This window comes from Congregibacter sp., assembly GCF_965660375.1.
In the GTDB taxonomy this organism is placed as follows: Bacteria; Pseudomonadota; Gammaproteobacteria; order Pseudomonadales; family Halieaceae; genus Congregibacter.
On record NZ_CBFHZO010000048.1, the window covers coordinates 22,653 to 44,412 of the forward strand.

17 protein-coding genes are annotated in these 21,760 nt (G+C 59.1%); 2 read left to right on the plus strand and 15 right to left on the minus strand.

Annotated elements, in window-relative coordinates; all coding sequences use genetic code 11:
• Window positions 1-36: 36 nt before the first annotated feature.
• The 6 genes from truA to leuC form a co-directional block, all read right to left on the minus strand.
• Complete coding sequence (gene truA / locus ACTG3T_RS03820; protein ID WP_439100934.1) at window positions 37-891, minus strand: tRNA pseudouridine(38-40) synthase TruA; 855 nt, start codon at window positions 889-891, stop codon at window positions 37-39.
• A complete protein-coding gene (locus tag ACTG3T_RS03825) occupies window positions 884-3,307 on the minus strand; it encodes a FimV/HubP family polar landmark protein (RefSeq protein WP_439100935.1) in 2,424 nt (807 codons plus the stop codon). The genes truA and ACTG3T_RS03825 overlap by 8 nt, the downstream gene beginning before the upstream one ends.
• 334 nt (window positions 3,308-3,641) lie before the next feature.
• Complete coding sequence (locus ACTG3T_RS03830) at window positions 3,642-4,670, minus strand: aspartate-semialdehyde dehydrogenase (RefSeq protein ID WP_439100936.1); 1,029 nt, start codon at window positions 4,668-4,670, stop codon at window positions 3,642-3,644.
• Window positions 4,667-5,776, minus strand: coding sequence for a 3-isopropylmalate dehydrogenase (gene leuB, locus ACTG3T_RS03835; protein WP_439100937.1), 1,110 nt, complete (start codon window positions 5,774-5,776; stop codon window positions 4,667-4,669). Before leuB ends, ACTG3T_RS03830 begins: the two co-directional genes overlap by 4 nt.
• On the minus strand, window positions 5,773-6,426 hold the full coding sequence (leuD, locus tag ACTG3T_RS03840; protein ID WP_439100938.1) for a 3-isopropylmalate dehydratase small subunit: 654 nt from the start codon (window positions 6,424-6,426) through the stop codon (window positions 5,773-5,775). Before leuD ends, leuB begins: the two co-directional genes overlap by 4 nt.
• On the minus strand, window positions 6,423-7,868 hold the full coding sequence (gene leuC / locus ACTG3T_RS03845) for a 3-isopropylmalate dehydratase large subunit (RefSeq protein ID WP_439100939.1): 1,446 nt from the start codon (window positions 7,866-7,868) through the stop codon (window positions 6,423-6,425). The genes leuD and leuC overlap by 4 nt, the downstream gene beginning before the upstream one ends.
• Window positions 7,869-8,005: 137 nt before the next feature.
• Between leuC and ACTG3T_RS03850 the strand changes: the two genes are divergently transcribed.
• Window positions 8,006-8,905, plus strand: a complete 900-nt coding sequence (locus tag ACTG3T_RS03850; protein WP_439100940.1) for a LysR family transcriptional regulator — start codon at window positions 8,006-8,008, stop codon at window positions 8,903-8,905.
• Here the strand turns inward: ACTG3T_RS03850 and ACTG3T_RS03855 are convergent.
• From ACTG3T_RS03855 to ACTG3T_RS03880, 6 genes are all read right to left on the minus strand, one after another.
• Window positions 8,874-9,380, minus strand: a complete 507-nt coding sequence (locus tag ACTG3T_RS03855; protein WP_439100941.1) for a PaaI family thioesterase — start codon at window positions 9,378-9,380, stop codon at window positions 8,874-8,876. The genes ACTG3T_RS03850 and ACTG3T_RS03855 overlap by 32 nt on opposite strands.
• Before the next feature lie 37 nt (window positions 9,381-9,417).
• Window positions 9,418-9,861 carry a flavodoxin gene (locus tag ACTG3T_RS03860; protein WP_439100942.1) on the minus strand — a complete coding sequence of 148 codons (444 nt, stop codon included), beginning with the start codon at window positions 9,859-9,861 and terminating at the stop codon, window positions 9,418-9,420.
• Window positions 9,862-10,120: 259 nt separating this feature from the next.
• Window positions 10,121-12,322 (minus strand): bifunctional 23S rRNA (guanine(2069)-N(7))-methyltransferase RlmK/23S rRNA (guanine(2445)-N(2))-methyltransferase RlmL, encoded by a 2,202-nt coding sequence (gene rlmKL / locus ACTG3T_RS03865; protein WP_439100943.1) that lies wholly within the window; start codon window positions 12,320-12,322, stop codon window positions 10,121-10,123.
• Window positions 12,312-13,160: a helix-turn-helix domain-containing protein gene (locus ACTG3T_RS03870; RefSeq protein WP_439100944.1), complete on the minus strand. Its 849-nt coding sequence runs from the start codon at window positions 13,158-13,160 to the stop codon at window positions 12,312-12,314. The genes rlmKL and ACTG3T_RS03870 overlap by 11 nt, the downstream gene beginning before the upstream one ends.
• A 32-nt stretch (window positions 13,161-13,192) precedes the next feature.
• Window positions 13,193-14,317 (minus strand): hypothetical protein, encoded by a 1,125-nt coding sequence (locus tag ACTG3T_RS03875; RefSeq protein ID WP_439100945.1) that lies wholly within the window; start codon window positions 14,315-14,317, stop codon window positions 13,193-13,195.
• On the minus strand, window positions 14,317-15,006 hold the full coding sequence (locus ACTG3T_RS03880) for a hypothetical protein (RefSeq protein ID WP_439100946.1): 690 nt from the start codon (window positions 15,004-15,006) through the stop codon (window positions 14,317-14,319). The genes ACTG3T_RS03875 and ACTG3T_RS03880 overlap by 1 nt, the downstream gene beginning before the upstream one ends.
• Window positions 15,007-15,228: 222 nt before the next feature.
• Here ACTG3T_RS03880 and ACTG3T_RS03885 point away from each other — a divergent pair, with 222 nt between their 5' ends.
• Window positions 15,229-16,383 (plus strand): pyridoxal-phosphate-dependent aminotransferase family protein, encoded by a 1,155-nt coding sequence (locus tag ACTG3T_RS03885; RefSeq protein WP_439100952.1) that lies wholly within the window; start codon window positions 15,229-15,231, stop codon window positions 16,381-16,383.
• Here ACTG3T_RS03885 and ACTG3T_RS03890 read toward each other — a convergent pair.
• From ACTG3T_RS03890 to ACTG3T_RS03900, 3 genes are all read right to left on the minus strand, one after another.
• Window positions 16,362-17,417, minus strand: a complete 1,056-nt coding sequence (locus ACTG3T_RS03890) for a metal-dependent hydrolase (protein ID WP_439100947.1) — start codon at window positions 17,415-17,417, stop codon at window positions 16,362-16,364. The genes ACTG3T_RS03885 and ACTG3T_RS03890 overlap by 22 nt on opposite strands.
• 51 nt (window positions 17,418-17,468) lie before the next feature.
• On the minus strand, window positions 17,469-20,699 hold the full coding sequence (locus tag ACTG3T_RS03895) for a translocation/assembly module TamB domain-containing protein (protein WP_439100948.1): 3,231 nt from the start codon (window positions 20,697-20,699) through the stop codon (window positions 17,469-17,471).
• A partial coding sequence (locus ACTG3T_RS03900) for an autotransporter assembly complex protein TamA (RefSeq protein ID WP_439100949.1) occupies window positions 20,696-21,760 on the minus strand: 1,065 nt, incomplete at its 5' end. The genes ACTG3T_RS03895 and ACTG3T_RS03900, both read right to left, overlap by 4 nt.

Sequence of the window (21,760 nt, forward strand, 5' to 3'; positions counted from 1 at the left end):
ACCGGAAAAGCGCGCAATGATAGCAGAAGCGACTGCTTATTCCTGCGTCGCCGAGGGGAAAAATGGCAGCTCGCCCATGATGCTCAACCCGGTATTTTCGGGGTAACGCACACCGCTCAAATAAAGCCCGTGAGGCGGTGCCGTCGCCGCGGCCCGGGTGCGATCGCGCAGGGCCAGCAGCTCGCCCAGCCAGTCTTCGGGTTTCTCCCCCAGACCCACCTGCAGACAGGAACCGACAATATTGCGCACCATATGATGAAGGAAGGCATTTGCCACCACGCGAATCTGCACGATGTCGCCACAGCGGAAGGTCTCCACTGCTTCCATGAACCGCATGGGCGTAGTGGATTGGCAGGATGCGGCGCGGAAGGCAGAAAAGTCCTGCTCGCCCAGCAGCGGCAGTAGACTGCGGTGCATACGATGGTGATCAAGGGGCGGTTGAACGCAAAGAAGGCGGTTTGCCAGTAAGGCCGAGGGCACCGGGGAGTTGGCAATGAGGTAATCATACTGTCGTGCTGTAGCACTATGGCGTGCATGGAACCCCTCGCCCACCGCGCGGGCGTCGACTAGGCGTATGCTCGAGGGAAGCTGGGCATTGCCACCAAAAACCCAGGCTTTAAGACTGCGGGCACAGGGCGCGTCAAAATGTATCCACTGGGCAATGGCATGTACTCCGGTATCGGTCCGTCCAGCGCAGAACACGCGCACCGGGGAATTGGCTATCAGCGTCAGCGCACTTTCAACATCGGACTGCACCGTGCGGACGCGGGGTAGATGGGGCTGAGACTGCCAGCCGCTGTAGGCACTGCCGTCATACTCAACCTTAATAGCGATACGCTGCCCTTGAGGCAGCGTATCGGTGGGGAAAGGCTTGAGGGGAGACTCAGCCAATGCGTGTCAGGAGATCCCGGGACTCCTGCTGCTGCTCCTCAGTGCCTTTCTCGATAACCTCCTGCAGAATACCGCGGGCACCGTCGCTATCCCCCATATCAAGATAGGCCCTTGCCAGATCAAGCTTCGTGGCCATTTGATCCGCATCATCGGCAATGAGCAGCTCCTCGCTGTCTGCTGAGTCCGCTGGGCTGAAGTCCTCATCGCTGACAGAATCTTCCGAAGATACCAACGCATCCGAAAGGTCGAGTTCCTCATCAGCGGTCGCAAAGTCGATCTCATCACCACGCGCTTCCGGGGGTGAATCCTCTTCAATCTCCAGGTGCTCAAACTCGATGGAATCGAGATCGTCGTCTTCCAGTGCGTCGGCGCCGCTGGCATCGTCCGACTCCGCATTCTCCAGGCTAAGCTCCAGGGAATCGGCAACATCAACGGACGCAGTTTCGGCATCACCGTCCATCTCCGGCTCGAGATCCAGATCATCAGCAAGATCCAGTGCCGGTGCTGCGTCCGCAACGGGGCTCTCAAGATCAAACCCGGGTGCGGTTGCCGCCGTGCTAACCGCACCGCCCACAAGCGCTTCACCCCGAACAATGGTGTCGGGGCTACCATGCTTGCGCAATTCTTCAAGCTGCTCTGCCGCTTTATCCTCTTCGCCCATGTCGACGTATAGCTCAATCAGTTTGACATGATAGAGGCCATTACCCGGATCATTACCAATTGCTGTTTCCAGAAGTTCGATAGCCTGGAGATAACGTCCGTAGGCGATGTAGATATCCGCCTCTGCAAGGGCATCGCCAGCGGCTCCCTCATCGATATAGTCATCGTGCTTGCGCTCGCCATAGCCTCGGCTGCCACCGCGAGAACTCTTCTCCCCACGATCGCCGGTTACGTTACCTTCTTCCGCTGCGGCCACTGCTGTTACTGTATCAGCGTCAATGGCAGGGGCGTCATCGCCGTCGAAGGTTTCTGTCTTTAGGTTTACACCCTCGAAAACGTCATCTTCATCCATCTGTCCGGCTGCCGTAGCGCGTCCCGGCGCTTCCTCTTTGCTACCGCTCGCTCGTCGGCGCAAAAGCAATACCACCGCCGCTGCGATTGCCAGAAGGCCGCCGGAGATGGGTAGCCAGGGAATACCACCCGTCGCCGTTGTTGTACCGGATTGAGGAACAGCTTGCGGTGCGGATTGCGGCGCGCTGGCTGTGGGTGCCGGTGTCGTTAGCTGTGGTGCGGGGGCAGCGGCTGCCGCCGCGGCCGCTTCCCGCGCTTCGCGGAGGGCCTGTTCCAGGGTCGCAATCTGTTCATCTTTCAGCGATACAATTTGCTCGAGGGTATCGAGGCGTGAGGACATGGCGTCCAACTGTGCCGCCAGCTCCGAAGAGCCTGATGTTTCCTCTGCAGGTGTGGCCGTGTCCGGTTCGTCGGCTGGCGCATCTGTGGTCGACGCTGCAGTGCTTGCTGATCGCCCCTGAGAACTGCCTCCCGAATCAGCTGATAAGCTTTCATCCTTGTCTTCACTGTTCCGGGTAGAGGTATCGACGCTGCTGTCCGCTGATACCCGCAAGGTTGCCGCGGCAGTGACACCGGGGGCGCCCTGCCCCTCTCGCCATGCCTGATTCTGCTCACGCACCTCATCGAGGGCCCGGGCAAGATCATCAGAACTCACTTCCCCAATCGCGGGCAGATAAATAATGTATCCCGCCTTTATGCGATTGATGTTGCCGTTAATGAACGCTTCGGGGTTCAGTCGCTGAATCTCCAGCATGGCCTGTTGCACGGAAAGACCGCCAGGCTTGCCTTCGGAGGCGATCTGCCACAGCGTTTCATCGCGCTTGACCATGTAGCGACTGCCGGAGCGCGGCGCGTTGGCCGTTTCCGCAGAAAAAGCTCGCTTGGGCATTTCCCCTGCAGGAAGATTACTCTCCCGCACGGCAAGGTTGTTGTCCGTGCGGCCTGTCTCGGAAGACCCCTGAGGGCGCGATTCACGCGCAACGGCCGGCTTTTCAAGATTGGTCTCTTCGGCGGTGCGCTCGGAGGCCGACACCGTGATAACGTCTTGTCGGAATACCGGAGGATCCACCAAAACCGTGTATTCGCGAAGGAGGCGACCGTTAGGCCACCGCGCTTCAATAATGAGATCGATAAAAGGTTCAAGAACCGCTTCGTCGGTGCTGAGTTTTATGACGCCCCGACCACTGCGTTCATCAACCACGATATCGAACTTGATGCTCGTAAGGAAAAAACTGCGTTCAACGCCCAGACGATCAAAATCGTCGCCACCGGCAAGACGGATACGTATGTCATCGGTCGTGAGCTGCCGCGTATCAAGCAACTCTACCTCGGCACGCAAAGGCTCATTGAGGAAGGATTGCATCTCGATCTCGCCGAGACCCAATGCCAGCGTTGGCAACGACACTGCCGCCCCATACGCGAGTACCGCTGCACGAACAGCAGCCCGCACCCCCGGCTTACTTCCTGACTCAGCCCCTGACTCAGCCCCTGACTTAGTCACCATCGCCCCGCCTTTATATAACCCTGATTCGCCATTATGCCCGATGCGCTCGAAGCAAAGGCTCTTTCATCGACTTTACCGCACTTGAAGGCAGAAAAGGCTTTTCACACAACAGCTTGCGTCAAATTACCGACAAAACGCTGCAACTTTTAGAAATGTAGCCTTGCGCGCGCGGCGGCGTCAAGTGCGGGGCGCACCACAGTCATGGCATCAGGAGCGAATACCCAGTGCTCAGGCGCTAACTGAGAAGATTCTCACGCAGGAGTAATTCAGCGATCTGCACGCTGTTCAGCGCTGCTCCTTTTCGCAGATTATCCGACACTAGCCACAGGTTAAGCCCGCGTTCATGGGAGATATCTTCTCGGATTCGACTGACGAAAACTGCGTCCTGGCCTGCACCATCGGTGACGGGGGTGGCGTAACCGCCATCTTCGTGCTCGTCGATGACCGTAACACCGGGCGCTGATTCCAATAAATGTCGCGCTTCGAGTGCACTCAGCTTGTCACGGGTTTCGATATGAACCGCTTCGGAATGGCCGTGAAAGACCGGCACGCGGACACAGGTGGGATTAACAGCGATGCTCTCATCGCCAAAAATCTTGTGGGTCTCCCACACCATCTTCATTTCTTCCCGGGTGTAGCCGTTCTCTTGAAAGGAATCGATTTGCGGCAGCGCATTGAACGCGATTTGCCGGGGGTAAACCTTGCTCTCTGCGGGCTGGCCATTGAGAAGTCGGGCGGTCTGCCCTGCCAACTCTTCAATGGCGGACTTGCCGGTGCCGGAGACCGCCTGATAGGTCGCCACGTTGATGCGCGTAATGCCCACAGCATCGTGAAGCGGCTTAAGGGCAACGAGCATCTGTATGGTGGAGCAATTGGGATTGGCAATGATTCCCCGCGCATGCAGGTCCACTGCTGCGTGGGGGTTGACCTCGGGTACCACCAGAGGAACATCGGGATCCCGGCGAAAGTGTGACGTGTTATCAATGACGATGCAGCCGGCATCCGCAGCGATGGGGGCATACTCTTCAGAGATGCTGCCCCCCGCAGAGAACAGACCGATCTGAACTTTTGAAAAATCAAAGTTTGCAAGATCCTGCACCGCGATCTGCTTGTCCCGAAAGCTTATGCGTTTTCCCGCAGAGCGCTCCGAGGCCAGCAGGTACAACTCGCCCACAGGGAAGTCCCGCTGCTCGAGAATATCGATCATGGCCTCGCCCACTGCTCCGGTGGCGCCCACTACCGCTACATCGTAGGTTTTACTCATGACTTTACTAAGACCTCTGCGTCTTGAATTTTTGACAATGCCGCGACTACCGCATCGCCCATCTCAGTCGTGGTGACCACGGGATCTCCGGCACCGGCAATATCGGGCGTACGAAGACCTGCGTCGAGCACCTTGCCCACCGCCGCCTCAATAGCATCCGCTGCCGCGGGACAGCCCAGGGAGTAACGCAGCATCATCGCCACGGACAAAATCGTTGCCAGGGGGTTGGCCTTGCCCTGCCCGGCAATATCCGGTGCGGAACCATGGCAGGGCTCATAGATACCCTGACCACTCTCGTTCAACGACGCGGAAGGCAGCATACCGATGGACCCGGTAAGCATGGCCGCAGCGTCGGACAAAATATCGCCAAACATGTTGCCGGTCACAATGACGTCGAATTGCTTGGGTGCCCGCACCAACTGCATAGCCGCATTGTCTACGTACATATGCTCCAGCTCCACATCCGGATACTCCACAGCGAGTTCCGTGACCACTTCACGCCAAAGCACCGTGGCCTCAAGAACGTTGGCTTTATCCACGGAGCAAACGCGACCGCCGCGCTTGCCCGCCAGTTCAAAAGCCAACCTGGCGATTCGACGGATTTCATTTTCACTATAAATATAGGTATTGAAGCCCTCGCGCTCACCGTCATCGCGCTCGCGAATACCCCGGGGCTGACCGAAGTAAATTCCGCCGGTGAGCTCGCGGACTATGAGGATATCGAGCCCCGTCACCAGTTCCGGCTTAAGACTGGAGGCGTCCACTAGCTGGGGATACATAATCGCCGGGCGAAGATTGCCAAAAAGGCCGAGCTCAGAGCGAATGCGCAGCAGCCCCTTCTCCGGCCGCAAATCCCGATGCACATCGTCGTAGGCCGGCCCGCCTACAGCGCCCAGTAATATCGCATCGGCTGCGCGAGCCTTTTCCAGGGTCGACGCGGGCAGCGGATAACCCTCGGCGTCATAAGCAGAGCCACCGATCAATGCAGAGTCCGTAGTGATATCCAGCTTATACAGCTCGCAGATTCGTGCGAGCACTTTCTGAGCCTCGGGCACGATTTCCTGACCGATATAGTCGCCGGGCAACAGCAGGACAGTCTGGGTCATGCGTTGACTCCTGCACGGAACAACCATGGGGAACGCTCGCGAAGCTTGTTCTCATAGCTCTTAATCGCATTTGCGCTTTTCAGCGTTACCCCGATGTCATCAAGTCCCTCGAGGAGGCACTGGCGACGATAGTTTTCCACCGGGAAGGGCCAGCGCCTGCCATCGGCGAGAACGACCACCTGCTCTTCAAGATTCACAGTGATGCGAAAACCTTCTTCGGCATACAGCAGGGCAAACAGTTCATCCACCTGTTCTGCTGGGAGCACCACCGGCAGCACGCCATTTTTGAAGCAGTTGTTGTAGAAGATGTCCGCGAAGCTCGGGGCAATGACACAGCGAAAACCGTAGTCCTCCAAAGCCCAGGGGGCGTGCTCCCGACTGGAGCCACAGCCAAAATTCTCCCGTCCCAGGAGCACCGATGCACCGGCGTAACGGGGAAAATTCAGGGGAAAGTCCGTGTTGAGGGGTCGCTCACTGCAGTCCTGCCCGGGCTCGCCCTCATCGAGGTAACGCAATTCATCGAAAAGGTTGGGACCGAAGCCGCTGCGCTTGATGGACTTCAAAAACTGTTTGGGGATGATCAGATCCGTGTCCACATTGGCGCGATCCATGGGCGCCACCAGTCCCTCGTGTACGGTAAAAGCCTTCATGCCTGGTCTCCCGTCGCAACCGCTGCAAAGTCCCGAACATCCACAAAGTGCCCCGCGATAGCGGCGGCGGCCGCCATACCCGGGCTGACCAGGTGGGTGCGTCCGCCAAAGCCCTGACGACCCTCGAAATTACGATTGGAGGTAGACGCACAGTGCTCGCCCTTGCCCAGCTTGTCCGCATTCATGGCCAGGCACATGGAGCAGCCTGGCTCGCGCCATTCAAGCCCCGCATCCAGAAACACCTGGTGCAGCCCCTCTGCTTCGGCCTGGGCTTTCACTTCTCCGGATCCCGGCACCACCATGGCCTGCTTCACGGACGCGGCCTTTTGCCGGCCCCGGACCACCGCCGCCGCCTCCCGCAAATCTTCGATACGGGAGTTTGTGCAGGAGCCGATAAATACGCGATCTGCAGGGATCGACGTGATAGGTATTCCGCCGTCCAAGCCCATATAACTCAGCGCCCGAAGCGTTGACTCACGTCGCGCAGCATTTGTCATACTCTCGGGATCCGGCACCGATGCGGTCACCGGGGCGACCATTTCCGGAGAAGTCCCCCAGGTCACCTGCGGCGCTACGTCTGCTGCATTGATGACGATTTCCCGGTCAAAGATCGCGTCGGTGTCGCTGTGAAGCTCTCGCCAGGCTACCACCGCAAGATCCCACTGCTCTCCCTTGGGCGCCATGGGCCGGCCGCGAACGTAATCGAGGGTGACATCGTCTACTGCGATCATCCCCATGCGGGCGCCCGCCTCGATGGACATATTGCACAGGGTCATACGCCCTTCCATGCTCAGGGCTTCTACCGCTTCACCGGCAAACTCGATAGCAAATCCGGTGCCTCCGGCAGTACCTATTTCGCCGATGATCGCCAGGGCGAGATCCTTGGCCGTTACGCCGAGCGGCAGGCGTCCATCCACGCGGATAAGCAGATTTTTCATTTTCTGCTGCACCAGGCACTGAGTGGCCAGAACGTGCTCTACTTCGGAGGTGCCGATACCGTGAGCCAGGGCACCCAATGCGCCGTGGGTGCTGGTGTGAGAGTCACCGCAAACCACCGTCATGCCGGGCAGGGTTGCGCCCATCTCGGGGCCTACCACGTGCACAATACCCTGGCGCCGATCGTTGATGGGGATTTCTTCGATGCCAAAGTGCTCGCAGTTGTCATCCAGTGTCTGTACCTGCAGCCGGGAGGTGGAATCAATGATGCCGGCAACACCACCGGCCCGCTCTGCCGCATCTGTGGGCACGTTGTGGTCCGGTACCGCAAGGTTTGCATCCAGACGCCAGGGCTGTCGCCCCGCCAGTCGAAGCCCCTCAAAAGCCTGGGGCGAGGTGACCTCGTGAATAAGATGCCGATCAATGTAGATGAGCGCGGAGCCGTCCTCCCGCTCCTCCACAAGATGCATTTCCCAGAGTTTGTCGTACAGTGTTTTACCCGGCATGGCAGTGTTTTCTCTACTCGATTGACCCAAAACGGCGCCATCCTAGGCTCGCATAAGCAATAACTCAAATCTATTATTTTTATAGACTGGATTACTTTTGTTTATTATGGTCTACCGAAAGTTATTGCAGGTTATTGATGGACATCGCAAATCTCCGCGCCTTCGCCGCGGTAGCCAAGAGCAAGTCCTTTTCCAGTGCGGCGACCCAGCTTCACATTACCCAACCCGCGGTGAGCAAACGCATTGCTGTCCTTGAGGCTGAACTCGAGGCTCCGCTTTTTGACCGTCTGGGCCGCCGGATCGAACTCACCGAAGCCGGTCGCGCCCTGTTACGGCACCTTCCCGAAATAGAACAGAGCCTGCGCCAGGCGGAACGGGCGGTGCGGGATATCAACGGCGAAATCGCAGGCCCCCTGCGCATTGCAACGAGCCATCACATCGGCCTGCATCGATTACCCCCGGTATTGTCGTCCTTCCAGCGTCGCTACCCCGCGGTGCAGCTCGCCATCGAGTTTCTGGACTCGGAGCAGGCTTATGAGCGCCTGCGGGTGGGCGATATTGAGCTCGCCGTGGTCACCCTGGCGCCGGGAAACGTGACGCAGCTGCGCAGCGAGGTTATCTGGACCGATGAGTTATCTGTGATGATTTGTGACGACCACGCCCTCGCAGGCCGCCAACGGGTTCGCATTGCGGAGCTTGTGGAGCACCCGGCGGTGCTACCGGGTCTGGATACCTTTACCGGGCAGATTGTTCACCGGCACTTTGATGCGGCCGATGCATTACTGCAAGTACGTATGGCCACGAACTATCTGGAGACGCTGCGCATGATGGCGGTGGTGGGTTTGGGATGGACGGTGCTGCCGACCACCATGGCGGGTCCGGAGTTGCAAAAACTCCGCGTTGAAAACACGCGGCTCTGCCGATCCCTGGGCCTGGTGCACCATCAGGAGCGAAGCCTGTCACGAAGTGCCTCAGCTTTTATCTCTCTGTTGCGAGAAGCGGGCGTCAGTCCTGTGGGGCGTCGTCTCCCAGGATGATCCGTGCTTTCTCCGCATTTTCTTCCGTGACCACCAGTCCGCCATGATCCGGGCAATAAAACGTTCCGCTATAGCGCATTATCGCCTTATCACCATCATAGACAGCCCCGCTGCAAAAACCGAAACGTCGTTTCGCCTGCACGTGGTCCGTACGGGTTTCCAGCCAGCGGCCGAGGCGTCCGGGCGCCATGAAGTCAAAGCTGAGGTTGATGGTTGGCGAGGCTGCCGGTCGATCGCGCAATACCCGAATGCTATTCGCTGCGGCGATGTCCGCCAGGGTCATCAGGGCGCCACCGTGCACGATTCCCATGGGGTTGAGATGCTGCTCTTGTACCAGCAGACCAAAACTCACCTCTCTATCCACAATACGACGATAAAAGGGCCGCAGGCTATCGGCGAATCCAAGACCCTCCGGTACCGGGGTAAACCCCTCGGGAATCACCACTGTCGTGCCGTTCTCTTGCTCTTGCGCCATTGCTCCAATGTCCTTAAAAATACTGATCAGCGTGGAATTAAAAGATGCCCATTTCCAGCCCGGTCGCTAAACCTGCGCCATACTCCCGGGCGTTTTGCAGCACCCCATCGTCAGGCACACCGCGAATGATCAGGGGTTCCAAAGCTTCGGTAAACGGAATGCCTTTAAAAATACGTTGCGCCTCGGCCACAGCTCCACGCCCGTCATTCCCCGCTGACACCAGCAGCGCATAAGGCAAGCTGCATTGCTGTTCGATGAGTGGATAAAAAATCCTATCAAGGAAGTCTTTCATACCGCCGGCCAGGCGCCCCGAATTTTCTGCACAAACCAGGAGCAGGCCCGTACTTGCCAGAACCTCCGCCGTGCCGGCGTCTGCGGCGCGCAAAAAGCGCACCTTCGGGTCGTGTTCCAGGGCTCCCTCAAAGCCCGCTGCGGCGAGCTTTGCAGCACTCCCACTTTGACTGTGATAAACGATCAGCATGTCAACTGGTTCTTGTCCCTAAGAGTGGACCCAGGATGTGGATAAAGCAGTGTGCAAAAAAAATGCAAGACCTCCAGAGTTATTCACAGGTAAATTTACGGGGCAAATGCAAAAAAATTGATAAGCAATAAGTTTAATTAAATCAGAAGTTTATACACTTTATATAAAGCCAATTATTTAAATAAATTCCACTAGCACACTGTCAGTTTTTCTTGCAAGCACTGTGGATAAGTTTATTTTTTCGACGAAACCTCGCGACCTACAGTACCTTGTGGCGTATTTCCCAGCACTGATGAGGCACAGGATTTCGCTGAAAATCAGGGTCCAATGTCGACCGGGTAATGTCCTTCACAGAGTAGCGTTCACTTACCTCGCTCTCCAGACGGAACTTACGCCGATTATTGGAAAAATACAGCACACCCTCGGGAGCAAGGCGCTGCATGGCGAGATTCAGCAGGCCCCCGTGATCCCGCTGGACATCGAAGCTCCCGGGCACCTTTCGGGAGTTAGAAAAAGAAGGCGGGTCCAGCAAAATGAGATCGAAGTGGTCCCCTCCGTCTCGCAGCCATTGCATCACATCCGCCCGCTCCAGATGATTCCGGGTTTCCGCCAGACCGTTGTGCGCCAGATTCTGCCCCAGCCAGCGTAGATAGCTGTTGGATAAATCCACGCTCACGGTCTCCCGGGCGCCGGCCAGCGCCGCATGCACCGTGGCGGAGCCCGTGTAGCAGTAAAGATTCAGAAAGCGCTGCCCCTTCGCCTCTTTGGCGATACGCAAACGCAGGGGGCGATGATCCAGAAACAAACCCGTATCGAGGTAATCGTGGAGATTGACCAGCAGCCGGGCATCACCCTCCCGCACTGACAGCATTTCGCCCTCGTCGCCGCGGACCTCATACTGCGCCTTGCCACGCTGTCGCTCGCGCTGTTTAAACACAATCTTGTCAGCGCTAACGCTGGTTGCTGCGGGCAGACTGTGACGCACATCGTCCAAACGCTGTGCAGCTGCTGCCTCACTGACCTGTGCCGGGGCCTTGTACTCGGCAACGTGGAGATAGTCCCCATAGCGATCCACGGCCACTGCATATTCGGGAATGTCTGCATCGTAAAGTCGATAACATTCGTTGCCGCTGCGTTTGATCCAGGACGCGAGCTTGCGCTGATTTTTGCGTAGGCGATTGGCAAACATCTCCGCTCCTTCGCTGAGCGGGGAAACCTGCTCCGCCACGCGAGGCACGGGTACTGTTTCATTGCCGCGGATACCGTCATCACCGTCAATGAGCCGGTTTCCCTCAAGGTTTAAAAGCAATAGCGTGACCGGTAAACGGCCGTTAAACAGCTGGTATTGTTTATGGCTGCGCAGCCCCAGGGACCGGCCATGCTCCCGATCACCGGCGAGGATTGCGGCCTGCCAGCCAGCAAACTCTCTATGCAGCAGTTCGCCCAGGTGGCGATAAAGTTGCGGCAGGCTGTCTTTGCGCCCGATGCGTTCGCCATAAGGCGGGTTGGTGATAAGCAGGCCCTTTGGCAGGGCCACGTGGGTCGGTTTACGCACTTCCCCCAGGGCCTTTACGCTCACACGAACCCATTTTGCCATGCCGGCAGCACGGATATTTTCCTCTGCACGACGGATAACTTTGGGGTCCGCATCATAGCCACGTATCTCCGGAAGCCCTGCATCGAGCCCCCGCTCCGCCCGACCCTTTGCTTCGCTGTGAATCGCCGACCACTGCTCGTGGTCATGACCCTGCCAGGCCATAAAATTAAAACGCGTCCGCCCCAAAGCCGGCGCTTGATCCGCGGCTATCTGCGCGCCCTCCAACAACAGGGTTGCCGACCCGCACATGGGGTCCACCAGTGCCGCCCCCTCTTTGGCCAAACGAGGCCAGTCCGTGCGAAGCAAAAGCGCCGCCGCGAGATTTTCTTTTAAAGGCGCATCCCCCGCCGCGCGGCGGTAACCGCGTCGATGCAGACTTTCGCCCACCATATCAACGGCCACATCGATATGGTCTCGATGCAAGCGCACCACAATTTGAATATCCGGGGATTCTGGATTGACCCTGGGGGGTGGCCCGCCCGCGGCGCGATAGGCATCCAGGATGGCATCCTTGCTGCGCTGGGCGCCAAAGCGAGTGTTGCGGATCTCGCTGTTTGTACCGTTAAAATTGACCGCGATACTCGCGCCTTCAGCCAAGTGGTCGGACCACGGTATCTCCAGGAGCGTTGCGTAGAGGGCATCCGGATTCTTCGCAGCGCCCTCGCCCACCGGTAACAGCACCCGGGTAGCAATGCGCGACCAGAGACAGGCCCGGTACATGACCGCACGGGTGCCCGTGAAGGCCACACCCGCCTGCTGCTCCCGAATATCTGCGGCGCCCAGCGCCTCCAGCTCCGCAGCCAGAATCGGCGGCAGTGCCCGCGGGCAGGTGGCCAGCCACTCGCGGGGCGTGTCAGCGATCACTGTTGCGGGGCTTCACTTTGCGGACAACAGGCTTTGCCGCCGGCGCAGCTTTGTCTTTCGCTGCGCTTTGGTTTTTAGCGGCCGCGGGTTTCTTTGCCGCGGGACGGGGCTTTGCTGTTGGGCTTTTGGGTTTAGGCTTTGGCGCCGCTTTTCGACGGGGTTTGGCCGTGGTCGCCCCGCCTTTGGATTTGTTGGCTTCCGCTTCGCGCTCCATGACCTCCACCACCAGCTGGGTGGAGGAGTCCATGTACTCAATAAATCGCTGGTAACCGTCGTCACTGAGGTCTCTGAGAAAATCGTGCTGCCGGTAAAGATTAACGAAGCGACGTTCCCGCTCATAATTGCGCGGCAAAGCCATCATACCCCATTGCTCCAGGGTCGCCTCCAACTGAGGGTTGTAACTTCGCAGGAACTTGATGAGGAAGGGAACGGGGTCGTGCCGAGCCAACAACGAAGCCGTGCGCAGCATGACCTCCAGGGGCAAAATAGATTCCCCTCGCTCCACATCGGCCAGGACCGCGTCGTCTTTTAGATCAAGACGGTCCGACAATTCGGAGATGGTCAGGCCAGCGGTCTCGCGGGCATCGCGAAGAAAGTGCCCCGCCTCCGCCATCGCCTCCAGACGCTCGGGTGAAGCGCCATTGAAAAGCAGATCGCGCACCCAGGAGTCGCCAAACATGGCACTCATAGTGGCAACATCCACGGCAAGGTCCAGAGTGCCACCGGCAACTTTCCCCGCGCGCTTGATCAGTGTGTCCAGGATCGAAGATCGCGAGGACTCAAAAGATGCGGCAGCATCGTCGGCATCGGAGAACGTGTTTTTCGGATCGTTTTTCACAGTAAGAGCATAACGCAGGGCGGCCCACCACCCTAGGGAGCGTTAGGGAGTTGACCTCCCGTTTCCAGCGCATTGATGCGGGTGAGTATCTGTCGCCACTGAAGATAGCGATCCTGCACGCTGCCACTCAAGCGAAACACCCCGTCATCCACCTCCAGCACCGTCTCCAGGGACTCACCGGAAAAGCCCTTTACCAGCTGCCGAAGATCCTCTTCCTGGATTTTGACCTTGCGATAGCTGGCGTAGACCTGCTGCATGGCGGCGTAGGAGCCCCGGCGGGCGTTGAGCTTTCGCTCGGCGGCGGTGCTGCGGTAATCGTCGCCGAAGCGCTGTAACTCGTAGTTATATTCCCTCCACAGGGCGTAGCTGTCTTCGACTTCGCCGCGCAGGTCGCTGTATTGCTCATCCACGGCATCAATAAACAGATCATCCTGGCGGCGCACACGCGCCAGACGCTGGAGCATGGGGTCGCCCTCCGCCGGGAAGCTCAGCAGGGCGTACCTTCCCTGCTCCGTCACTGCCACAAAACGATCAAAGCTGGCAGGGGACAAACCCGCCGCGAAGCGCATGAGCGCCAGGCGCTGAAGCGTCTGCCGCCGGTTGTCACTCAAAGACTGTCCCATAGCCAGCAGATCATTACTGATTGCCCGATAGATATCCTCAAAGGGCTCGCCGCCGGCTTTCACCGGGTAGTCTGCGCTATTTGCCTCGTCGCGATAAATGCGATCGAGGAGCAGCTCTCCATCGGCAGCGCGAAGACGCACCTGCAGCTCCAATACCGCGCCATCGGCCCGGAGAATCTCCCCCTCCACCAGCAAGGGCATAAACACATCAGCGGAGTGCACGACGCGCACGGCCCCCCAGGCACCGCTATTTTCCAGATAGGTCGACAACGTCACGGGTATGAGCAGAGACTCCGCCTTACGCACCGTGGGAAAAACCCGCGTTCCCTCCTGACGATTATCCAAACCCTGATCGAATACCGCGATACCCACATCCAGAGGCACCGCTGACATTCCTGTGGTTTCCAGAGCCACGGAGCCCACGGGAGGTGCGAGGGGCTCAGGCTCCGGGGGCGCTTCTGGTACACCGCGGTTGTTGCTGCAGCCCTGGATAAGCAGCAGGGCAAAAAGAGTCAGACTGAGGAGACGGGACATTATGGAGCCTCCGTGGTGCAGACCCGGCCCCGGGTCAGCGTTTCCACACAACGGTAGCCGTTACTCCCGGGCACAAAACGTCGATAGACCCGCCGTATGGAAAAAGGATCGGAGACACCCCGGGAAAACAGACTGGTGACGATCGCCAGAGTTTCACCGGTTCGGGAGACCGACAGGCGATGCACGATATCCAGCCCGTCGGGCAGGCGAATCTGAAAAACCAATTGCTGGCCATCCCAGAAGCAGCGTTCGCTTCCCAGGCCATAGTCCACCTGCACCGGCGCGTCCGGCCCATAATCACAGCTCAGGGAAAAATTCCCCTCGCGCTCTACCCGTATGGCAATGCGGCTTTGCTCAATTTCCAGGAGCTGGGACTCGGTGATCATCTCCGCCATGCGCGCCATCGCGAGCACTCTTTCCTGCGACGAGGTCGGCGGTGTCCCGACGGTGTTGCGACTCCGGTCATTGCCATTGCGCGCTGCCTGGGCGCGAAGTCCGCGCATGGTGGAATTGAACTGCGCCTGAAGATTATCGCTGCGCGCGTAATCGAGTTCCCAGTTGCCGGACATATCGACGGGATCAGCGGCCACCTCCTGCTGCACCGGCTGATCGGCACAGGCAGTGAGCATGAGCACCAGCAGTGGCAAGGCACAGAGGCGCCGTGGACGGAGACTAATCGAAGAAAACATGAATATCCGGAGCATCGACGGGCAAAAACTCCCACACACCGTGCAGGAGGAAGAGATGCTGACACAGGCACCGGCCAGCAACAAGTGTGACGATGCCCCCGGGAGCTCACGGCGGTATACTTCCGCCCCGCCAGGGACAACCGCCCCTGGCCACAACAGGACAATACCAAAACAGGGAGCCACACCGTGACCACGAGTTTTTTTCCACCGCAACGAACGCTTATGGGACCCGGTCCCTCGGATGTGTCACCCCGCGTACTGGCTTCCCTGGCCCGCCCTACCATCGGTCATCTCGATCCCCTGTTTGTCTCACTCATGGACGAGATCAAGGAGCTTCTTCAGTACGCCTTCCAAACCAGCAACGAGCTGACCCTGCCTATTTCGGCACCGGGCTCTGCGGGCATGGAAGCCTGTTTCGTCAACCTGTTGTCCTGTGGAGACACGGCGATCGTCTGCCAGAACGGTGTCTTTGGTGGTCGCATGCGGGAAAACGTTGAGCGCTGTGGTGCCACTGCAATCATGGTTGAGGATGACTGGGGCAAGCCGGTGGATCCCGAGAAAGTAGCGGCGGCGCTTGAGAGCCACCCGGAAGCATCGGTACTGGCCTTTGTTCATGCGGAGACGTCTACGGGAACGCGCAGCGACGCCCAGGCCCTCTGCAAGCTAGCCCGGGAACATGACGTGTTGGTGATCATGGATACCGTTACATCCCTGGGTGGCATAGAACTCAAGGTCGACGACTGGGGTGCCGACGCCGTCTATTCGGGATCGCAAAAATGTCTGTCCTGTGTTCCGGGCATTTCCCCTGTCACCTTCAGTCCCCGCGCCGTGGAGCGCATCCAGGCGCGCACCCACAAGGTCCAGAGCTGGTTTCTGGATATGCAGCTGGTGATGGGCTACTGGGGCGGCGACAGCAAACGCGCTTATCACCACACCGCGCCGGTCAATGCGCTCTATGCCCTTCACGAAACTCTGGTGATTCTCAAGGAAGAGGGCCTGGAAAACGCTATCAGCCGACACCAGCGGAATCACCAGGCGCTGGTGGCCGGGTTGGAGGCTATGGGTCTGTCCATGGCCGTGGAGGAAGCCTGGCGTCTGCCGCAGTTAAACCTGGTGGGCATTCCCGAAGATGTCGATGATGCGCGCGTGCGAAGCCGGCTCCTTCGCGACTTTGATCTGGAAATCGGTGCAGGTCTCGGCGCCCTGGCCGGCAAGACCTGGCGCATCGGCCTCATGGGACACGCCAGCCGTGAGCGTAACGTCATTCTCTGTCTCAACGCTCTGGAGAATGCATTAAAGGCGGAGGGTTATACCCTGGAAAGCGGTGCCGGCGTGCAGGCAGCCAAGGACTGTTATCAATCGTTGGCCGGCAAATGAACGTCCAGTAAACCAGGCGGGCTTGCGGTTACAGGCAGCCCCTTGATCATGCGCCACAAACGCTGAAACGTATCGGAGCCTCGCTCGCGGCTCACGCGATAGTGCACATGTTCGCTGTCCTGCGACTGAGGATCCAGCTGGATACTCCACAGAGGCCGAATCTCATTGGGCAGCATTGAATAACGAATGTCCATCACTCTATCCGGATAGCGCGGATCTACCGCCAGATAATCCATGCTGAACCAGCGGAAGCGCTCCACGTCTCTGGCCTGTAAGGAGTTCGTCTGCAACCAGGGAAGATCTCTACGCAGATCAAGTGCTGGCACCGTAGAGCCCGAATAAATCACCGGCTCGCTGCCCAGGCGTACCGCATCAACATAGTAGTCATCTCCCTGCCGGTAGATTGTTTTCCACAAAACAAGGTTGGCGAAGCTGGGCTTCGCCTCAACCACGAGAGGATCATGCCCGCGGCTTAGGGCAATCTGCCGGCCCACATTTTCAGCGGCGTCTCTTGCTACAACGCCCGCCGACAGATAGCTCACCACCCAGAGCATGCCGAGAACTGCGGGCCAGCGGCGACGCCGAAGTCGCGACAGGATAATCAGCGCTATGAGCGGCAGTGTTAGCAGGGGATCGATGATGGACACATTGTTCCAGGCAAAACGCTGATCCGAGAACGGCCAAAACAGCAAGGTGCCGTAACTGGTGCAGGCGTCCAGTAGCGCATGGGTGGCGTAGCCGAGCACCGTAAAAACATAGATCTCCCGAAATGCCCAGGATCGTCGGCGTCCGAAAACCGCCCACAGCGTGAACGTCACCAGCAAGGCACCCAAGGGGATGAAAACCAGGGAATGGGTAAACTGACGATGGTACTCAAGGAAAAGCAGGGGGTCATCGCTGGAGCGGATCAGCACATCAAGATCCGGCGCCATACCGCCGGCGATGCCACAGAGCATGGCAAGCCCTGTGCGCTCAGCCCGCGCGAGGGACTGAGGCAAGGCGGCGCCGAGCGTACCCTGGGTTACCGGATCCATAAACAACTCACAGCCAACTTCACGAATCTATTCATTGCTTGCGGTAAATCCTCATTCGATATCGAAGCGATAGTACAGATCAAAGGAGCTTTCGAGGCGGCTCACGACCTCCAACCACAGGCGGGAACGGAGATAGAGACGAGCCGTCAGGGCATTCACCGGCTCATAGATCCCGACGCCGTAGCTCAAATAAAGGCGCTCCCCCACGTAGGCGCTGATGGTGGCCGCCATATCATCGTCGCTTCCCTCCGCTCCCAGCGACACTCCCGACAGTCCCGGAATCGAGTTCAGGGATTCCAGCGCACCGGACTGGTTGATCGCTGATGTTCCCAGGGATAGGGCCATGGCCGTACCGTCCATGGAGGCCCCCGCATCGGGCCCTCGGCCCCGAAGCAGATAGGACAGCGTCTCGCGCTCGGAGCGCACGGGGTCCGAAAACATCTCGAGGGTCGGCTCTTCGAGGCTACCACGCACATGAAACCCGACACGCAAATCCTCGGCGCGGATGCGTCGTTCGGCACTGACGTTGAGCGCCGGATTCACGGGATCCCCCACAAATCCTACGCTGCCCTCGGTCAGTCGCAACAACTGACCGTAGGCTCGCAGCTCACCTCCCAGAACCTGCAAATCTCCATACAGTGCTGGCGGCTGACGGGGCTGTAGATTGACCTTGAGATCTCCGGAGAGTGTTGCTTCCAACTCCTTGGATCGCAGAGAAAACCCAGGTTCGATAAGCGCCCGCAAATCCACCGATACATCAAAACGGCGTGGCGGTTTCCGGGGAACATCAATGCGATAGAAATCATCCGACACCTCTATCGCTTCGTCTGCGGGCCCGGCATGTTCAAAAACGCCCTCATGCACCGTGACCTGCCCTCCGACAATGACGCTATCCGTCGTGAGTCGCAGATTGAGGTCCGGAGAAAGGGTAGCCTCCACACCCAGGGGTGGCATCCGTAGCTGATTTCTCACGCCCTGCAACACGGCCTCAAAGGTATCCTCATTACAGCAGCTGCCCGCAAGAGTCAGCGGCGCCCCACCCAACAGGGCGTTGCCATGGACAGTGAACTCCCTCCCCCGGGCATCCAACACCAGGCGCACATCGGACAGCGCCGTATCAATATCAGGATGGCGCGCAGCGGCGTCGTTCAACACCAGCTGGCCTGTGAGCAGAGGATCCTGCCCCGACCCACTCACGGTCATATCCGCCTCAATACTGCCACTGCCCAGCGTCCACTCGGGCAACAGGTCACCCAGCGAGGCCAGATCCAGCGCCCGGGTGCGCAGCGCGCCGGTCAGTTCAGACCCGGCTTCCTTTAATGTGAGAAAGACCGAACCCAAACGCTGGGACTGAAGATCGAGCGTCACTTCCTTCAGCTTGGGACGAATTGCGCCAAAAGCCCGCGCCTCCTCCCACCGGATGGGAATGGCCGTCCCCTCATACATATAGGGATCAATAGAGAGGCGGTCAAAATTCACATCAAAGAGGGCTTGCTCCAGAGCGCCGTCACGCCAGGCGACCTTGGTAGTTCCCGCGCCTTTGGCTTCCAGAAAAAAGGGCTTCTCTGAAATCGCCCCCTGGAGTTCCTCATCAATCTGTACCGTCACATCAAGATCACCACTTTGCCCCAGCGAGGCCCGCTCCGTGCAGGCCCTGTTGGCTCGCCACTGCAGGCAAAAACCCTGCAAGGCTATCGCCGAACGTTGGGCGTCCCAGGCACCGACAAGGGATTCCTTGGAGCTGATCGCCTCATCCCGCAAGTAGAGCGCAAAGGGTTCTATTTCAAACTCTGCACCGCCGTCCGTCTGCTCAAAAGCGATATTCAGATCCCCACGGAGATCCCCTTCGGCGCTGACACTTAGCTGCGCCACATCCCCGGGGATCAGTCGCGCCTGAAGCACCGATACGGTGAACTCCTCCCCGGGGAGCCCTTGGGGAAGATTCACTATGGCCGCTGCACCGGGGGTGTCCGATCGTGCGTAGGAAAATGGCAGTCCCGCCCGGCTGCCCCTAATCTTGCCGACGGGGAGTAGGGGGAAATCACTGGCACGAACGTCCCCTGCGAGGGACCAGCGCGTGTCCCCTTCGAGAACAGTCAGCGATGGCGTACTGAGGGCGAAACTGCCCAGGGGATTATCCAGGGTAAATTGGCCCTGCCCCGACCCGCTGAGCACGATTCGAGGCTTCTCCGGCCCCAGAGGCAGCAGCAACTCATCAGCTTCGAAGGCAAGAACGGGCGTCAGCGAAGACAGCGCTCCCAAAGCGCCGGACAGTCGTAGCACAGGATCCGCGTCACCGCGCAGCGCAGCCTCCTCCAATACCCATAGTCCCGCAGACTGCTCCAGATTGACCCGCAAATCCATGGGCGACTGCGATAACCCTGCTACCTGCTGGTGAAGGTCAAGAATGAGGTTTTTAGGGTCGCTGAGCTGCCCCTGAAAGCTCAGGGGACCGACGACTTTGACACCGGGATAGACATTTAACTGAGGCACCATTGCAGTCGCGCCCTCCAGCGACCCCGCAAACACCATGTCCCCACCGGTATCACGATCAAGTTCCAGTGCCAGTGCCAGTGCCACGGAATCGTCTGCGGCACGAAGCGTCCCATCAAGGGAACTCAAATCGCCGTTGGCCTTAACGACGTAGCGCGATGTAAGCCCGTTGGGCCAGCCCTCCATAGCGTGCGACTCCAGCGTCGTCTCAACGGCGATCTCCCAGCTACCGTTTCGGCCCAGGGTACCGCCACCATCCCAGCGCAACAGGGGGTGCTCACCGGAGAATTGCGCCACGAGGGCACGACGCTCACTGACCTCTCCAGAAAGGAGCAGCTTTTTGATGACCTCCTCATCGTCAGCGCCGCGGCCTATGCGCAGTTCCTCCACCGCCAGTCGGTCCACGTCCAACAGCACCGGAACCCAGGGCAGAGGCGCCTCAGGGGGCTGTGCCGACAAATTGCTCCCCGAGGCGCTGATAATCACCGTTACCCTGTCGGCTGCGGCCTCTTCGATGCACACGGTGCTGCGCAGCACACAGCCCCACCGCACACGGAGTCTGGCGCCCTCAATCCTCAAATCCAGACCATCACTTTCGTAGTGAAATTTACCCAGGACCACGCCGCGCCATAAAGAGCCCTCGGGGTTTTCCATGGTGACCGGCAGTCGCGCCTCGGCAAGATCGATTGCCCAGCGCAGCCCCGAAGCGCTGCCTGCCAGCCACAGGGGCAGCAGAGGAATGGCCAGCAGCAGGCCCAGGGCAAGATAACGCAGAATCCGGCGCCTCAAAACTCCGCTCCAATATTGACGTGGATTCGCCAGGACCCGTTACTGTCGGACACGGGATTTGCCAGCTCGAGGCGCAAAGCGCCCACGGGGGACAGATAGTGCACACCAATACCCACACCCACGTTGGCCTCAAAGTCACCGCTATCGAAAGCATCCCCCGCGTCCACAAACACAGCGCCGCGCCAGCTGTCGGAGAAGTAGCGCTGCAACTCAAGGGATCCCGTTAGCAGACGGGTGCCCCCGACCACCAAGCGGTCCTCCTCCGGCTCATCCCGGCGGCCGACACTGACTTCCCGACCCAGGGATTGATAGGCAAACCCCCGGATACTATTGTCACCACCGGCAAAAAAAGCGAGGGATGGCGGAAGATCTACAGCCTGATCAGAGCTGGTCCAGAGGGTGCCTGCTTCCAGACGGCCCACCGCGCGCCAACGCTCATTAAAACGCCGTACGCCGTGCACACTGCCGTAGAGACGCAGAAGATCCTCGTCTGAGCCAACATCGGCCGAGGCGCCCTCGAGACTGTAAAACTGACTCACGCCGCTATTAGGGTCTACCGCATCGCCGCGTCGATAGCGGGATGAGATGCTCGCGCCCGCGAGGAAAAAGCGGGCGTCGAAACTATCATCAAACACCCCCCAGCTTTCGTTGAGGGCGCGAACCTGCAGGCTGCGCACCGTGCCCTCTCTGGTGCGCTCGCGACGCAGGCGGAACTCCTGTTGCTCGCTCTCAAGATCGCCAAACTCATTGTCTTCGAGGCGGCCGATGAGCTGCAAAACATCATTTGCCGGGTCATCCAGAGGGATACTGTAGGTAATCCGTGCCTGGGGGTTGATCGGCGACCAGCGAAGCGCCGTCTCCTGGCTGTGCCCCCAGCGGTTAAGGCGGGGACTCTGCCAGATCAGGGATAGACGCTGCCGCGTATCGGTACTGAAACCCACACCCACCTCATAGCTATGCCTGGGCGCGGTCGTCAGCGCAACGTTGATGGGGACCCCGGGAAAGCTGCGCTTAGGGAGATCGGGCAGCACCGTGACGCTGCCAAAGTATCCCAGGCGCAG

Coding starts and splice junctions, on each gene's coding strand:
- ACTG3T_RS03830 (WP_439100936.1), bottom strand. CDS start 4,670: ATGAGTAAAACCTACGATGTAGCGGTAGTGGGCGCCACCGGAGCAGTG.
- leuB (WP_439100937.1), bottom strand. CDS start 5,776: ATGACCCAGACTGTCCTGCTGTTGCCCGGCGACTATATCGGTCAGGAA.
- leuD (WP_439100938.1), bottom strand. CDS start 6,426: ATGAAGGCTTTTACCGTACACGAGGGACTGGTGGCGCCCATGGATCGC.
- leuC (WP_439100939.1), bottom strand. CDS start 7,868: ATGCCGGGTAAAACACTGTACGACAAACTCTGGGAAATGCATCTTGTG.
- ACTG3T_RS03850 (WP_439100940.1), top strand. CDS start 8,006: ATGGACATCGCAAATCTCCGCGCCTTCGCCGCGGTAGCCAAGAGCAAG.
- ACTG3T_RS03855 (WP_439100941.1), bottom strand. CDS start 9,380: ATGGCGCAAGAGCAAGAGAACGGCACGACAGTGGTGATTCCCGAGGGG.
- ACTG3T_RS03860 (WP_439100942.1), bottom strand. CDS start 9,861: ATGCTGATCGTTTATCACAGTCAAAGTGGGAGTGCTGCAAAGCTCGCC.
- ACTG3T_RS03875 (WP_439100945.1), bottom strand. CDS start 14,317: ATGTCCCGTCTCCTCAGTCTGACTCTTTTTGCCCTGCTGCTTATCCAG.
- ACTG3T_RS03880 (WP_439100946.1), bottom strand. CDS start 15,006: ATGTTTTCTTCGATTAGTCTCCGTCCACGGCGCCTCTGTGCCTTGCCA.
- ACTG3T_RS03885 (WP_439100952.1), top strand. CDS start 15,229: ATGGGACCCGGTCCCTCGGATGTGTCACCCCGCGTACTGGCTTCCCTG.
- ACTG3T_RS03890 (WP_439100947.1), bottom strand. CDS start 17,417: ATGGATCCGGTAACCCAGGGTACGCTCGGCGCCGCCTTGCCTCAGTCC.